The 15,364-nt window shown below is 53.9% G+C and carries 11 protein-coding genes; all 11 read left to right on the top strand.

Translation table 11 applies throughout. The annotated features are described in order from the left end of the window. Positions 1-2,010, top strand: coding sequence for a type I DNA topoisomerase (gene topA, locus J7I12_RS07970; protein WP_208360779.1), 2,010 nt, complete (start codon positions 1-3; stop codon positions 2,008-2,010). Positions 2,011-2,093: 83 nt separating this feature from the next. Then, on the top strand, positions 2,094-2,423 hold the full coding sequence (locus J7I12_RS07965; protein ID WP_208360781.1) for a hypothetical protein: 330 nt from the start codon (positions 2,094-2,096) through the stop codon (positions 2,421-2,423). 104 nt (positions 2,424-2,527) lie between these two features. Beyond that, complete coding sequence (locus J7I12_RS07960; protein WP_498793525.1) at positions 2,528-2,962, top strand: lytic transglycosylase domain-containing protein; 435 nt, start codon at positions 2,528-2,530, stop codon at positions 2,960-2,962. Continuing rightward, positions 2,959-4,257 (top strand): secretion/conjugation apparatus DotM-related subunit, encoded by a 1,299-nt coding sequence (locus J7I12_RS07955; RefSeq protein WP_208360785.1) that lies wholly within the window; start codon positions 2,959-2,961, stop codon positions 4,255-4,257. The genes J7I12_RS07960 and J7I12_RS07955 overlap by 4 nt, the downstream gene beginning before the upstream one ends. An 8-nt stretch (positions 4,258-4,265) precedes the next feature. After that, a complete protein-coding gene (locus tag J7I12_RS07950; RefSeq protein WP_498793524.1) occupies positions 4,266-6,071 on the top strand; it encodes a type IV secretory system conjugative DNA transfer family protein in 1,806 nt (601 codons plus the stop codon). A 67-nt stretch (positions 6,072-6,138) separates the two neighbouring features. Then, positions 6,139-6,318 carry a hypothetical protein gene (locus J7I12_RS07945; protein ID WP_498793522.1) on the top strand — a complete coding sequence of 60 codons (180 nt, stop codon included), beginning with the start codon at positions 6,139-6,141 and terminating at the stop codon, positions 6,316-6,318. Positions 6,319-6,944: 626 nt separating this feature from the next. After that, positions 6,945-8,795: a group II intron reverse transcriptase/maturase gene (ltrA, locus tag J7I12_RS07940; protein WP_208360791.1), complete on the top strand. Its 1,851-nt coding sequence runs from the start codon at positions 6,945-6,947 to the stop codon at positions 8,793-8,795. A gap of 134 nt (positions 8,796-8,929) precedes the next feature. Further along, positions 8,930-9,388, top strand: coding sequence for a hypothetical protein (locus tag J7I12_RS07935; protein WP_498793520.1), 459 nt, complete (start codon positions 8,930-8,932; stop codon positions 9,386-9,388). 84 nt (positions 9,389-9,472) lie between these two features. After that, positions 9,473-9,670, top strand: a complete 198-nt coding sequence (locus J7I12_RS07930) for an AbrB/MazE/SpoVT family DNA-binding domain-containing protein (RefSeq protein WP_208360795.1) — start codon at positions 9,473-9,475, stop codon at positions 9,668-9,670. Positions 9,671-9,799: 129 nt separating this feature from the next. Further along, the gene (locus tag J7I12_RS07925; RefSeq protein WP_208360797.1) at positions 9,800-10,120 is read left to right on the top strand and encodes a hypothetical protein; all 321 of its coding nucleotides are present in this window, start codon (positions 9,800-9,802) and stop codon (positions 10,118-10,120) included. 101 nt (positions 10,121-10,221) lie between these two features. After that, positions 10,222-15,351, top strand: coding sequence for a helicase-like domain-containing protein (locus tag J7I12_RS07920; protein WP_498793518.1), 5,130 nt, complete (start codon positions 10,222-10,224; stop codon positions 15,349-15,351). Positions 15,352-15,364: the final 13 nt, after the last annotated feature.

The raw sequence follows: 15,364 nt of genomic DNA, 5'->3' as shown, positions 1-15,364 counted from the left end.
ATGAACCTGCTCATTTTGGAATCACCCGGTAAGATCAAGAAGGTGCAATCATTCCTCGGCAATGACTGGAAGGTCGTTGCCTCTGTGGGCCATGTGCGTGATCTGCCGGAACGAGAGCTGGGCATTGCCTTGCCGGATTTCACCCCGGCGTACCTGCCCACGGAACGTGGCAAGGAAGTGCTCAGCCGCTTGAAGGGGCTGGCGGCCTCGGCCTCTGCCGTTTATCTGGCTACAGACCCAGACCGGGAAGGCGAGGCCATCGCCTGGCATCTTGCTGACGCCCTGCGGCTAAAAGCGGCAAAGCGTATCACTTACGGAGAAATCACGGCTGCCGCCATTCAGGCGGCTATCAAGAATCCTCGCTCGCTGGATATGGCGCTGGTGTCGGCCCAGGAAGCCCGGCGCGTTCTGGATCGTTTCTGCGGCTATCTGGTCAGCGGGCCGCTTTCCCGTGCGGCTGGAACACGCCTGTCTGCCGGACGGGTACAAAGTCCGGCTGTACGACTGGTGGTGGAACGTGAGCGGGCCATTCAGAGCTTTGTAGCCGTAAGCCATTTTGGTGCGGAAGTCTCTTTTGCGGACGGCTGGGACGCAACATGGCTCAGCAAACCCTGGCTGGAGAATGGGCAGGAATACCTGTTGGACAAGGCGTTGGCTGAAAAGGCCGCTGCTGTGCGCTCGCTGACGGTGCTTGAATGCAAGGAATCGGAGAGCCGCACAGCTCCGCCCGCGCCTTTTACCACGTCCAGTCTGCAACAGGCCGCTTCCAATGCCCTCAAGTTTACGCCCAAGCAAACCATGCAACTGGCGCAGAAGATTTATGAGGGTGGCCACATAACCTATATGCGCACGGATTCACCCAATTTGTCTGCGGAAGCTGTTACGGAAATACGAGCCTTCTGTGAAAGCCGGGGCTGGCCCCTGGTGGACAAGCCCCGCGTATGGAAGTCGAGAGAAGGGGCGCAAGAGGCTCATGAAGCCATTCGCCCCACGCACATTGAAATTGAAGAGGCCGGAGACACCCCGGACGAACAGGCCCTGTATCGTCTCATCCGCTTGCGAACGTTGGCTTCACAACTGGCTGACGCCGTGTATGCTGTGCGTACTGTGCGTATGGGAGCAGAACTGGACGGCAAAGAAGCGGTTTTTGAAGCCAAGGGCCGTGTTTTGCGGGATCAGGGCTGGAGGGCGCTCACTGCTTCCGACGCGGCCATGCAGGATGAAGAAGGGGAAGTGGATATGCCCCCTAATCCTTTGCCCATGTTACCCCAAGGGGCAAATATCACCGCCTCTGGCGGCAAGCTGGTGAATAAGAAAACCAAAGCCCCCACGCGTTTTTCCGAAGCCAGCCTTGTGCGAGAGCTGGAGAATAAAGGAATCGGTCGTCCGGCAACCTTCGCGGCCATTGTAGATACCATCATGAGCCGTGAATATGTGCGGGTGGAGAAACGTTTTCTTGTGCCTACGCCGCTTGGTGAACAGGTGGTGGATTTGCTCACTGGGGTTTTTTCTTTTCTTGATTTTGAGTTCACCAGCCAGATGGAAGATTCTCTGGACGCCATAGCCGGGGGCAAGGCGGCCTATAAGGAAGTAATGAACAAAGCCCATGCCCGGCTTGTATCTGAAGTGACCGCCTTCACTTCAAAGTATCCTGGGCAGGAGCGCAAGACCCCGGAACCCACCAATTTCACCTGTGATGCCTGCGGCAAAGCCCTCGTCCACATGAAGGGCCAGCGCCGCGACGGTTCCGGCACCTATGATTTCTTCTCTTGCTCCGACCGCGCCTGCAATGCCAGCTACGCCAATGTGGACGGCAAGCCCGGTGAAGCTCGCAAAAAAGCCGAACTCTCCAAGTTCAAATGTAAAGCCTGTGGCAAGGCACTGGTGCGCCGTGAGAGTGCCAAAGGCCCGTTCTTCGGCTGCTCCGGCTATCCCGGCTGCAAGCAGCTCTATCAGGTGGGTGAAGACGGTAAACCCGATTTTGGCAGCAAGAAGGAGGTCAAAAAATGAGGTCACTGTTTCTGACACTTATGTTCGTGCTTTGTGCCACTCCTTGTTTTGCTGGCTCGTGCGACGACACTCAAAACGCGGCCATGAACGCCATCAAGGAACGCAACACCCGTGTGAAGGAAACCCACAACACCACCATGCCCGACCCTGAAGAGGATCGCGGGCCTCTGTCCAATTGCCTGGGCAGTATTGCCAGCATTGGCGATGCCTTTTCTCTGGGGGTGAGCATTCCCAGCATGGATTCCATTGTCAACGGCATGTGCCGTCAGGTGGACTCCATGATTCAGAGCAAGATGAATGAAGTTTTGAGCGAGGCGCGTTCCAGCATCAATGGTATTGGCCAAAACAACCCCTTTCAGGTTTCCGGTTCTGGCAGTTCTGTGGCTGGGGCGCTTATCCGCAAACTCAAGTGATAGCAAAATATAAACATATGTTTCATAGAAAAATATATTTATATATTGCTATGGCGCTCTGCTTTCTGGCTCCGCCGGTACATGCCGCTGCTCGGACAAAGGCCATGCTGCCGGAAGCTCGTCCGCTCTCCTGGGAATGTGTGGTGGGCGCTGCCGAGGCCTACAATCTGCCCCTGGCTGCCTTGGTGGGCATTTTGGCCACCGAAGGCGGCAAAACTGGTCAGGCTTTGAGCAATACCAACGGAACGTGGGATTTGGGCGCATTTCAGGTGAACACCTGTCACGTCAAGGAGCTACTGCGGGCAGGCTTTTCGCCGGACATGGTGTTGCGTGACGGCTGCACCAACGCCTACGCTGCCGCCTGGGTTTTACGCAAGGAATACGACCGTACCCGTAATATCTGGGACGCCGTGGGCGCGTATCATTCCCGAACCCCGCATTTGCGTGATGCCTATCTTGGCCGGGTCAAAAAACACTTGGCCAAGCTGGAGCGCACCGGTCTGGAAAGCCTTCTGCTCAGAACAGGAGGCGCACAATGAAAAATCAGCATGAAGACAGCGGTAACACGATGTTTCTGCTGATTTGCCTGATGGTGACGGTTCTGTTGCTGGTGCCTGCCTGGTACGCCAGGCGGGCGGGCAGTATCAATGGCTCATTGCTTGAACTGGCCAACGCGCAGCTTTTGGCGTTTACGCCTTTTTCCGACGAAGCGCACACAGCTTGGAGCCGCATTGCCGAGGCAGACCCTGCAGCGCTTACCTGGGATCAGGTAATGAATGTACTCAGCTACAGCGGAAAGTGGATTCGCTGGCCCTATGTCCTGATGCTGGGGGCGCTCGGCGCTGCTTCCATCTTCATGAGCAGAACAAAAGACCTCACCCGGCGCTTTAACATGGAGGGCCTGCTCAAAAACAATGCGGAATCCTTCCCATGCCTGCGTCCAGTAGTGGGGCGCGGCAAGTACCTTCTGTCGAGGGAGTCTTACGACAACGGCCCCTGGCGCATTGCCCGCACCCCTGTGCAATTTGCCCTGGAACATGGCCTGCTGCTGGACGGCGATGGACAAGCCTTTACGCCGGATCAAGCTCTTCGGCGGGGAATGCCTGATGTGAATCTCCCGGCATATGGACACGCCCATCTGGACGAAGCAAAAGCCGTCAGTGTGCTTCAAGACCAGCTTGGCAGAAAGTTCAGCGGTTTTGGGGCCATGAGCCTTGAACGCAAAACCCTGGCCAGTGCTTTACTCTCTTACGCTGTCGGGAACAAGCAAGACTGTATAGAACTGCTGGATGCCATGTCCACCTCGTATATTGAAGGAGAAAAGCAGCCCCCAGCCTGTCTTGTTTTGGAGGATGCCACCTTTCAAAAAACAGTAGTGGGATTTTGGAATGCCCATAAAACACTGCTGACAGAATCATTTCTCAAACGCCATACGGCGTTTGAACTTCCCCTCTTCATGGCGATGCTCACCCTGGCACGAAAAAAGGGTGTGCTGGCTTCATCGCAGTTTCTTTGGCTGCGGCCTTTGGATCGTCCGCTCTGGTACGCGCTCAATCAGTGCGGAGGCCGGGCGGCATGGGCAGAGGGATTTGCAGCCTGGGCACATTATGCAGCGGAAGAACGGGCAGGCAGGGCATTGCGGGAAGCTCATATGGCCCATGCTGTGGCGCGAATCAAGGATTCTTTGACCGCACAAGGCTGGCTTACCGATATGCCGCGCCTGTTCGAATCAGCGGGCCTCAGTTTGGATGAGGATGTTGTCTTTGCCGTGGCAGAAGAGAATAGCGAGTATGACGCCAATACTGATGCGGCGTTGCAAAACGAGCTTTGTTGAGGTGACGTGTGAGTGACAGAAAAATACGTGGCCTGGAAGATAGAGAGGCGCAGGAGCGTAAAACATTGCTGCGTGATGTGCGCTCCCCCGTGCATCAGGCGATAGACGCCCTCAAAAATGGTACGGTGCAGACTTGCGGCGTGTTCGGGGCGGGGGTGTGTCTGTTTGCCTTCCCTGTGGCCGCAACGCCGCTTTTCGGACTTGGACTGTTCTTTTTCCTGTTGCGCTGTCTTTGTGTGAGAAATGAACGTCTTCCTTTCCGTATGCCTCTGGGCCTTTCCGGTACGGACAAAGGCGACCCCCTGCCAGGACGGCGAGCCTTTGCCAAGCCCGAAGGAATTTTCTTTTTGGGCAACCGTTTACAGGACGGCAAGGAGCTGTGGTTAAAAGCCAAGGACATCCTGACCCACACATTGCTTTTCGGCACTACCGGCTCTGGCAAAACGGAAACATTGGTGTCGCTTTCCTTCAACTCCCTGGCTACCGGCAGCGGACTTTTTTATATCGATCCCAAGGCCTCCCCAAAGTTGTCTTACCAGATATGGCAAATGGCTCGTTTTCTTGGCCGGGATGATGATTTTCGGGTGCTGAACTACAGCACTGCCGAGACAGATCAAGATGATGCGCCAGTTCGACCTTCAAAGACCAAGACGCCGGAGCGACGCTCAAATACCAATAATCCGTTTACCGTGGGCAACGCCGAAGGGCTTACGCAGCTCCTCATGGCGCTGATGCCTGCCTCGGACAGCGGGAACAGTATTTTTGCCAGCAAGGCTGAAACACTGATCACCGGCGTTATGTATGCCCTGGTAGATTTGCGGGATAAAGGCCTGATCAAGCTGTCCGCCAATGTGATCAGAGATTCGCTGAACCTTGAAAAAAGTGTGGCACTGGCTTTGCGACCAGAACTTACTCAGTCGAGCCGTGAAGCCATTCAGAATGCCCTGGCTAATACCGGCTGGATAGCAGGACGGGAAATGAAAGACCAGCCGCCATCGTTTGCAGAGCAATACGGCTATGCCCAAAGCTATTTCGGCAGAACGCTCTCCAGCCTGACAGACACCTACGCCCATATTTACGGCGTGGAAGATAGCGAAGTGGATTTCGCGGATGCGATTCTTCAACGGCGTGTCTTGGTTGTCACCTTGCCATCCCTGGAAAAAGCTCCCACTGAACTTGCCAACCTTGGCAAGATCAGTCTGAGCGCAATCCGCAACGCCTGCGCTGTCGGCCTTGGATCGCGAACAGAGGGTGATGCCGCTGACGTGCTGGAATCTCTGCCCACGGACGCCATCGGCATTGGCCCCTATCTGTGCATCGTGGATGAATACGCGGCCATTGTGACGCCAGGCTTTGAAGTGGTGCTCACTCAAGGGCGGGGGCTTGGCATTGCGGCCATTGTGGCCAGCCAGGATTACGCGGGTATCATCGAGGCAGACAAAAAAGGTGGCCAACAAATGGTGGCCAACACATCAATCAAAATTTTCATGAAGATGCAAGACGCGGAAAAAACATGGGAATTGATACGCGGCCTAGCTGGACAAGTCACAGTAGTGCGCAGTTCTGGCTTCTCGGTCACTGACAAGTCTGGCTCCACCTACGCAGACACCATGAACACCACCGTAGAAAAAGAAGATCGCGTGGATTTGCGCGATCTTCAGGAACAAATTGAAGGCGAAGCCCATTTCATCTTTTCCGGGCAGGTGGTGCGCGGCGATATGTTCTACGCCAATCCTTCACTCAAAAGGGCACAGCTTCGTGTGCCGCAATTGCTCCAGTTGGGGCAGGAGGTTTCTTATGATGCAGCGGCATAGTGCTCTTTCAATGATAGCGGCGGCCCTGGTGCTTTTCTCTTTGCATGTGGCCCATGCCGGAACCCCTATGTCGGATCGGGTGGCCGTGGAAGTAGGCGTAAGGGCTCAGGTCAACAAAGACCTGGCTCTGCCCTATACTCCCGGCGAGGCATTGGCCGACCGGCAATGCCTGGACGGGCGGCCTGCCAAAGACTTCCAGGGCGATCTGGTGGAGTACTGGGTCAACCTTGAATGGTGCGCTGTGTAAGTTTGTAAGGGAAGTGGGTTGAATACCCTGGAATTGCAAATAGATTCCATGCACGCCAGAGTTAGCGGTGCTTGTAAAAGCTGAAACTGCGAAAGCGGAACGTGAACATAGCATCTCTGGAAAAGGCACAAAGAATGACAATCACCGGTCATAGTCTTATGCAAGTGCAAGTCATGTATGGTGAAAGCTGAATTGCCTGAACCCTAGTCTGAGCAATATTTGGTTTCTATAACAACGAAGAAAAGGTGATTGAGACGTTGTAATGAGGTATATGATGGACTGGCATTCTATCTGTCATAATTTGCTGCCTCATGGCACTTCCCAATAGGGATGAAAAGACGAAAAGGGCACCTAACCATGACGTATCTTTACTTACAGATAAACACAGGATTGCCTAAGCTGGTTTGTTATAAAAGACAACCTGTATGGCAACGGAGGCTCCGTAGTACCCAAAGTCATGTTGTAATGACAATGGCAGAACGTATCCAATCGGTCCGCAATTACGGTATAAGTAAAGCAGGAATGCGACGAAAGCCGGAAATATGTGGGGGAAGGGAGCTATGGATGTCGGAATTACAAGTCATAAGTAGGTTGCGCTAATGCGAACAGAAACTACGATAAAGGCTATGAATTCCATTGCAAAGGTTTCCATGAGTGGAAGAAGGGTCAATGGCCTGTTCAGGCTGGCGACCAACCCTGAAGTTCTGTGGAAGCAAGCCTATGCCAACATATACTCTAACAAGGGAGCCATAACAAAGGGCGTAGATAGAAATACGCTTGATGGGTTCTCCGAAGAAAGGGTGAACCATTTGATTGGGCTGTTGGCAAGGCGTGAATATTGTCCGAAACCTGTACGGCGCACATACATTCCCAAAAAGAATGGAAAGTTGCGTCCTCTCGGTATTCCAACCGGAGACGACAAACTGGTGCAAGAAGTGGTCAGAATCCTTCTTGAGCAAATCTATGAGCCTATTTTCTCTGAAAATTCTCATGGATTCAGACCGGGAAAATCCTGTCATTCTGCTTTGCGACAGGTAAAAAACGTCTGGAACGGAACGAAGTGGATTATTGAGTTTGATATCAAAGGATTCTTTGACAATATCAATCATAATAAGATGATTGAATTTCTGGAGAAGAAGATTGATGACAAGCGCATAATTCATATTATTCGTCAAATGCTCAAAGCTGGATACGCTCAAGATTGGAAATACAATGCTACATGGAGTGGGACACCACAAGGTGGCGTCATTTCACCAATATTAGCTAACATATACCTTCATGAACTTGATACGTTTATGGAAGATATGATTTGCCAATTCAACAAAGGTGAAAGACGAAAGGATAATCCCGATTACAAAAAGCTGTGTAGGCAGATGATTATAATCAATCGTGAGCTTAGAGAGCTTAGGCAGAAATTCAAAGAAGGCAAACCTTTGAATGATGCCCGCAAGGAGATACTACGCGAACGCCGAGAGATACAGAAAAAAATGCGAGTTATCAATTCCAGATTACACGTTGACTCTAAATATAGGAGGCTTCGTTACGTTAGGTATGCTGATGATTTCATCATTGGAGTCATTGGTACACGCAAAGAAGCTGAATCAGTAATGCTACAAGTGAAGGAATATATAAATAATGTTCTTCTGCTTGAAGTGTCTGAAGAGAAAACTTGTATCGCAGATGCAAATGATGGAGTTAGATTTCTTGGGTATGATATAAAGACATACACAAGCACAAAGACGACAAAAATTGCATGGGGAAAGGGAACTTGTAATCGAAGGACAATTTCAGAAAAAATGCAGCTCCACATTCCATCTGAAAAGATGTTCCAATACGCGAGTAAAAATGGCTATGGAGATATGGCAATATTCCGCCCAAAAAGTCGTCCTGCATTGTTACGGCGTAGCGATGTGGAAATATTGATGACATATAATGCGGAAATGAGAGGATTAGCAAATTATTATTCCCTTGCTCAAGGATACAAAACAGCTCTGCAAAGAGTTATTGGTCTAGCCCAATGGAGTTTCTTTGCAACACTCTCTCATAAGCACAAGAGTTCCATAGGAAAAGTAGCTCGTAAAATGAAACTATCTGCTCAATCTGGATATGAACTGAAGGTAAATATCAACGGAATTCCAAAATCCTACAGGCTTTTCAGGTTGAAAGACCATGAACCTCCAAAAATCCACAATTCTAATGTGGATACTCCTTGGGATACTACACGATTCACAATGACTCGTTCAGAATTGGTGCAGCGATTAAATGCAAACACCTGCGAATATTGTGGGAAAACAGGGGGATATATGGAGGTTCATCACATTAAAGCTCTGAAGGATGTACAGGGAAAGAAGCAACTGTGGCAACAAATGATGTGCGCCATGCGTCGAAAGACCATGGTTCTCTGTGTTGATTGCCACAATGAGCTTCACCGCCGTGACCTTCCCTATTGGCGAGCCAAAGCAAGGAGGCATCCGTGAGAGCCGTGTGCATCGAAAGGTGCAAGCACGGTTCGGAGAGAGGGGTAGTGCATCCAGACCGGATAACGCGCCCCTACTCTACCTCTTACTGCGGCATCCGTGAACCGCTGCAAGCCCAACGGGCCGCGCCGGATATGTGCATCGTGGTGCGCCATATTCCGACCGACCAGTATGGCGAGTCGCTGAAAAAGGCTCTGAGCTATGAGGCTCTCAAAAAATTCTCGCCCAACGCGGCCAACCTTTTCTGGGACAAGGTGTTGCCCCAAACCGCCCTGGGTATTCCCACGCCCTATGAGGCCTCGCTCCTGCTGGCTTTTCAGGAAGCGGCCATTACACCAGAAGCCTTTGGTGAAGCCTTGAGCAAGGGCGCTGCTGATGTCGTCAATGAAGACATTCTGGCGGGCTATGGGCGCATCCCATCAACGCCCACCTATATTCTTGCCGGAATTCGTTTCCCGTCCTGCGATTTCACGGCCACGCAACTGCGTGAGGCTCTTGCCATAGCCAAGCAGGCCCGTGCTGGTGACCAAGCGGCTCAGGAGAAGATCGTCACCATTATCACCAATGGGCAGCTTGACGAAAAAATGCTCTGACTTGGTGGTGCTCGCTTTTTCTACTTGCTTTTTCTTTAGTAAGGAATACAAGGAAAGTAAGGAACAAGAAATAAGGAGCACTGCATGAAAATGGAAGTGGCCACCATGACCTCCAAGGGGCAAATCACCATCCCCGTGGCGGTTCGTAAACAACTCAAGCTGGAACAGGGCGACAAGGTTGTCTTTATTGAAGACGATCACCCAAGTGGGGGCGTCCGTATCCTCAATGCTGCGGCTTTGACCTTTAATCAGGGAGGGGAGGCTGTGGCCGATAAAAGGTAAATCCTATGGCCCGGCCACGCAAAAAAGCCTACGACCCCAGGCAGCTCTCATTCAATTTTGACGTGACGGCAGATCAAATCGAAGAACTGCGGCGTGAGAACGCTCACGCTGACACAAAGGAGGCCCATAATGCTCGACAGACAAACAGCTCCGTTGGAAATAGCCCGCACAGTGTTGCGAGCGGAAACCATCCGCGAGGTACGCAGCGCGGCGTTCACCAATTCAGCCTATTTGATTTTGGACAGATGGGCGTTGAACCAGCCGGACGACCTGCGCCGCCTGGAGGAACGGGGGGAAATATCGTTCATGGTGACGCTGGATCAGCAAGCGACGCGGGAAGCGAACGTGCTGAACAGCGATTCGGCCTGGGAAGCTCGCCAGCAGGGGATGAGCGACTGGGAGATTTTGCAGAACGCCGGGATAGATACGAGCCTGCAAATTACCATATAGACCCGGATGACCGGCTTGGCCACGGTGGGGCAAAAACAAAGTTTGCTGACAATATTGCCGCTATCCGCCTGCTCAAGGATTTGCAGGAGCGCAAGGTTGAGGTGGCCGGGCCTGACGAAAAGAAAATTCTGGTGCGTTATGTGGGCTGGGGCGGTCTGCCTCAAGCCTTTGACGCCCGCAACGAAAAGTGGGCTGCGGAATATCAGATACTACAAAGCCTACTTGCCCCAGACGAATACGCCAAGGCCCGCCGTTCTACGCAGGATGCCCACTTCACCTCTGAAACCGTCATTCGAGGCATTTATCAGGGGCTGAACACTCTGGGCTTGCGCGAAGGCGGGCCTCTGCGTGTTTTGGAACCTTCGGCGGGCATCGGCAATTTTATGGGACTGATGCCGGAAGGCTACAACGCCCAATTTCTTGCTGTGGAGCTTGATCCCACCACGGCGGCAATCTCCAACTATCTCTACCCCAAGGCCCGGCATCTCAATAACGGCTTTCAGAATGTCGAGCTTCAGGGGGCGCGTTTCGACCTGGTTGTCGGCAATCCGCCTTTCGGCAAGCAGACCCTCTACGATCCCAACTTCCCAGAGCTGCGCAACTTCTCCATCCACAATTACTTTCTGGCAAAATCCCTGAGCCTGCTACGCCCCGGCGGCATCGGGGCCTTTGTGGTCAGCCGCTTCTTCATGGATGCGGCTGACCCCACCGCACGGGCACACATTGCGGAATCAGCCGACCTTCTGGGGGCCGTGCGCCTGCCGGAAACGGCATTTCGGCAGAATGCGCTCACGGACGTGACCACGGACATTCTTTTTTTCCGCAAGCATGACGGCCCGCGCATTCGCAGCACCGATTGGGTGCATACGGCCACGGTGGAAGCAGAAGACCTGAAAGAGGGCGGCACTCGCCCGGCTGTCATCAATAAGTATTTTGCCGCACTGCCCGGCCAGATCATCGGCAACATGGTGTATTCCGGCGGCATGTTTCAGGATGCGCTCAACTGTGTGGCGTCGGCGGACATTGACCTTGGGCAGGAGATTGAAAAGCGCCTCCAATGCCTGCCGCCCATGCAGTATGTGCCCAGAACCGAAACATCAGAGGAACTGGACAGCGAAAAGCGCAATGAAGCCTTCATCGCGTCCGACTACTTCCAGTCCCTGAAAATGGGCGCGTATTGTGTGGAGCCGCAGAGCCGCAAAATCGTCTTCAAAGTGGCCGGAGGTTTTGGCGAGGCCAGCTATGAAGAGCTGCCGGTCAAAAATGACGGGGCGCGGCAGCGGCTGGCCTCCATGATCCAGATTCGGGACAGTCTGCGTGACCTTCTCAATCTGGAAAAGAACGATGCTGAAGAAAAGTTTATTGAAGGTGCCCGGCGACAGCTCAATGTGCAGTATGACGCTTTTGTACGCCGACACGGCCACCTCAATTCCCAGACCAACCGGGGGCTGATGCGCGACGACCCGGAGCATTCGCTTTTGGAATCGCTGGAGCTGGAGTACGACAAGGGGCTTTCCAAAGACCTGGCCAAGCGTCAAGGCCGGGAGTTTAGGCCCGCGTCAGCGCGGAAAGCGGCAATCTTTCGGCAACGGGTGCTCAAGCCCACCCAGGCTGCGGAAAAGGCCGAAACCACCAAGGATGCCCTGGTCATCTCCCTGCGAGAATCGGGCAAGGTGGACTTTGCCCGCATGAATCAGTTGCTGCACCGGCCAGCGGAGACCATTCAGAAGGAATTGCAAGACGAGGGCCTGATTTTCCGCAATCCGGCCAGTGCGGAATGGGAAATCAGCGACAAATATCTCACCGGCAATGTCCGCGAAAAGCACAAGGCGGCGCTGGCAGCGGCAGCGGAAGACCCGCAGTACCACGCCAATGTGGAAGCCCTTGCCGCCGCCATTCCTCCCGACATTGAAGCCGTGGACATCGGCGTTAAGTTCGGCTCCACCTGGGTGCCCGGCAACGTGCTTTCTGACTTCATCGAAGAGCGCATTCATGGTGGCCGGGGACATCAGACCATCAATTATGTGCCCATCTTGGGACGTTGGGAAGCCAAGGTCAGTATCTACGACCATGCCGCCAATACGGAAGTGTGGGGCATCCCCGAATACCCGGCCTCCAAGATTCTGGAATCCCTGCTCACCAATCGGCCCATCAAGGTGGAGAAGGAAAGCGGCCAGTACGACGACAACGACCGCCCCATCATGGTAGTAGATCAAGAACTCACAGCCGCTGCCATGCAGAAGGCTGACGAGGTGAAGCAGGCTTTTCTGGATTGGGTGTGGACGGACGATGAGCGCCGTACCATGCTCACCACGTTGTACAATGAGCGGTTCAACACCCATGTGCCGCCGCGTTATGACGGTTCGCACATCCAACTTGTGGGCGCGTCTTCAGATGTTTCGCTGCGACCGCACCAAAAGGATGTGGTCTGGCGCTCCATCCAGGAGGGCACGGTGCTGTTCGATCATGTGGTGGGTGCGGGCAAGACGATGGCCTGCATCGCCACCATCATGGAATCCAAGCGCATGGGCTTTCTGAATAAGCCGATGGTAGTGGTGCCCAATCACCTGCTGTATCAATGGCGCGATGAGTTTTACAGGCTTTATCCGGGGGCCAACATCCTTGTGGCCGACAAGAACGATTTCACCAAGCAGAACCGCGAACGCCTGTTCAGCCGTGTGGCCACCGGCGATTGGGACGCTGTGGTGGTGGCGCATTCCAGCTTCAAAAAAATCGACATGCCCCGCGACATGCAGGAGGAAATCCTGCAAGAGCAGATCGACGCGGTGATTACGGCCATTGAGGAATCCAAGCAAAATGATGGGGGCCGCGCAACCATCAAGCAACTCGAAAAACAACGGGAAAAGATGGAAACCCGCTATGAAAAGCTCATGGCCGGAACAGGGGCCAAGGATCGTGCTGTGGATTTTGCCGACCTGGGCGTGGACGCGCTCTTTGTGGACGAGAGCCACGAGTTCAAAAACCTGAGCTATACCACCACCATGAATGTATCCGGCCTCGGCAATATTACGGGGTCAGCCAAGGCGCTGGATATGTTCATCAAGTGCCGGTATCTGCAAAAAAAGCACGAGGGCCGGGGCGTGTACTTCATGACCGGAACGCCCATCAGCAATACAATTGCCGAGGTCTATACGCTGCAACGCTATTTGCAGTTTGACGAGCTGAAAGCCAAGAACATTGAGTATTTTGACGCCTGGGCTTCCACCTTCGGCCAGATAACCAACGGTTGGGAGCTGGACGCCACGGGGGTGAATTACAAGCTGAAGTCGCGCTTTGCCAGCTTTCAGAACGTGCCGGAGCTGCTCTCCATGTACCGCTCCTTTGCGGATGTGGTGACGAAGGGCGATCTGGACGAGCAAGCGGCAAAGGCCGGTATGCGTCCGCTGACCCCACCGGTGGACGGCGGCAAGCCCTTCAATCATGTGGTGGAGCGGTCGTCTGGCCAGGCGTTCTACATGGAGAAGATTATCGAGCGCATGGAGCATTTGCCCAAAGACCCGCGCATCGACAACCCGCTGAAAATCACCAATGACGCCCGCAAGGCAGGCCTCGACTATCGCCTTGCCGACCCTGAAGCCGGTGATTACGACGGCTCCAAGAGCAACGCGGCGGTGGAGCGCATTTTTCAGATTTGGCAGGACACAGCGGCGGACAAGGGAACGCAGCTCGTGTTTTGCGATTTGTCCACCCCCAAGGGTGGGGCCGGAGCGGCAGCCCCTGCTCCCACGCCTGGCTTGGAGTTTGAGGAAGAAGACTTCTTCCGGGGTGCAGATTCAGAAGGCACAGCCCCCGCCGCTGGCTCCGATGAAGAAGATGCAGACAGCGTGGAAGCAGGTGACGATGACGGCGCAGACAACACAGTTGCAGCCGACATGGACGCCTGTGTGGCCGCTGGCTCCCGTTTTTCCGTCTATGATGACATGCGGCAAAAGCTTATGGAGCGTGGCATTCCCGCTGACGAGATCGCCTTCATCCACGATGCCAACACGGATATTCGCAAGGGTAAGCTGTTCAGCGACATGCAGGCTGGCCGGGTGCGCGTCCTGCTTGGCTCCACAGCCAAGATGGGCGCAGGCATGAACGTGCAAAAGCGGCTGGTGGCCGCGCATCATCTGGACGCGCCCTGGAGGCCGAGCGATTTGGAACAGCGCAACGGGCGCATCATCCGCCAGGGCAATATGCTCTATGAGCGCGACCCGGACAAGTTTGCCGTAGGCGTCTACTATTACGCCACAAAACAAACCTACGATGCCCGCATGTGGCAGACCATAGAATACAAGGCTGCCGCCATTGAGCAATTCCGCAAAGGGGATTTGCTTCAGCGTGTCATCGACGATGTGCAGTCCGAAGCCGCCAATGCGGCAGATATGAAGGCTGCGGCCTCCGGCAATCCACTCATTCTTATGCAGGTGAAGCTGGCCAGTGACTTGCGCAAGCTCGAAGCCCTGCATTCACAGCATCAGCGATCGCAACACCGGCTGCGGGATCGGCTGAAATGGCTTTGCGCTGCGGAAGGTCGCCTTGCCAAGGCACAAGCAGATTATGCTGCCAACTGTGGCCTACGGGAAGGCAACACCCGTACCTTCACAGAAAAGGGTAAGGAGCGCATCCGACTGGAGTGGTTCAAAGACGGCAAGCTACTGACCGAAAAGCACAGTGAGCAGATTCAGAACATTCTGCGAGACGGCGTGAAGGATATCACGCGGGAATCCAAAGCAAGGCCGACCTTGGGCAAGTACCGGGGCTTTGAGGTGTCCATGCTGCGCACGTCACAAGCTCCGGGCGGTGACGGATTCCGCCTGGCTCTCAAAGGCATGGGCGATCAGGAGTTCCAGCCGGACAATCTGGTCTACGGCTTTGACGAGAAATTCAGTCTGTCCGGCATGTTTCAGCGGCTGGATAACTTTCTGGAAAAGGGCATCGAGCAGGCTTTCCAGAACTACCAGGCCAACGTGCGCCAGGAAATGGCCGAAATGGATACGGTCAAGGCCGCTCTGGGGCAGGAGTTTCCGCAAAAGGACGAGCTGGCCTTGGTGCGTGAGAACCACAGTGCCGTCATGCGAGAGCTGAAGCGCATGCAGGATGAGCCGGGCTATGTGAGTGAGTGGGAGCCGAAGAGTGCTTTAAATGAAAGCCAAGAAGGCGTTAGATTCGTAGAGGGCAGCCCCCATCTAAAGGATGTCCAGAGACATATCACACTAAAAATGTAATCCAAATAAATAT

Origin of the sequence: Desulfovibrio diazotrophicus (assembly GCF_902498985.2) — a bacterium.
Lineage (GTDB): Bacteria > Desulfobacterota > Desulfovibrionia > Desulfovibrionales > Desulfovibrionaceae > Desulfovibrio > Desulfovibrio legallii.
The sequence above is the reverse complement of the archived record's forward strand: the minus strand, read 5'-3'. Positions and strand labels throughout refer to the sequence as shown.

Bases quoted from the DNA above. Each gene is read 5' to 3' on its own strand.
- J7I12_RS07960 (WP_498793525.1), top strand. From the start codon at position 2,528: ATGCTGCCGGAAGCTCGTCCGCTCTCCTGGGAATGTGTGGTGGGCGCT.
- J7I12_RS07965 (WP_208360781.1), top strand. From the start codon at position 2,094: ATGAACGCCATCAAGGAACGCAACACCCGTGTGAAGGAAACCCACAAC.
- ltrA (WP_208360791.1), top strand. From the start codon at position 6,945: ATGAATTCCATTGCAAAGGTTTCCATGAGTGGAAGAAGGGTCAATGGC.
- J7I12_RS07955 (WP_208360785.1), top strand. From the start codon at position 2,959: ATGAAAAATCAGCATGAAGACAGCGGTAACACGATGTTTCTGCTGATT.
- J7I12_RS07935 (WP_498793520.1), top strand. From the start codon at position 8,930: ATGTGCATCGTGGTGCGCCATATTCCGACCGACCAGTATGGCGAGTCG.
- J7I12_RS07945 (WP_498793522.1), top strand. From the start codon at position 6,139: ATGTCGGATCGGGTGGCCGTGGAAGTAGGCGTAAGGGCTCAGGTCAAC.
- J7I12_RS07930 (WP_208360795.1), top strand. From the start codon at position 9,473: ATGAAAATGGAAGTGGCCACCATGACCTCCAAGGGGCAAATCACCATC.
- J7I12_RS07925 (WP_208360797.1), top strand. From the start codon at position 9,800: ATGCTCGACAGACAAACAGCTCCGTTGGAAATAGCCCGCACAGTGTTG.
- topA (WP_208360779.1), top strand. From the start codon at position 1: ATGAACCTGCTCATTTTGGAATCACCCGGTAAGATCAAGAAGGTGCAA.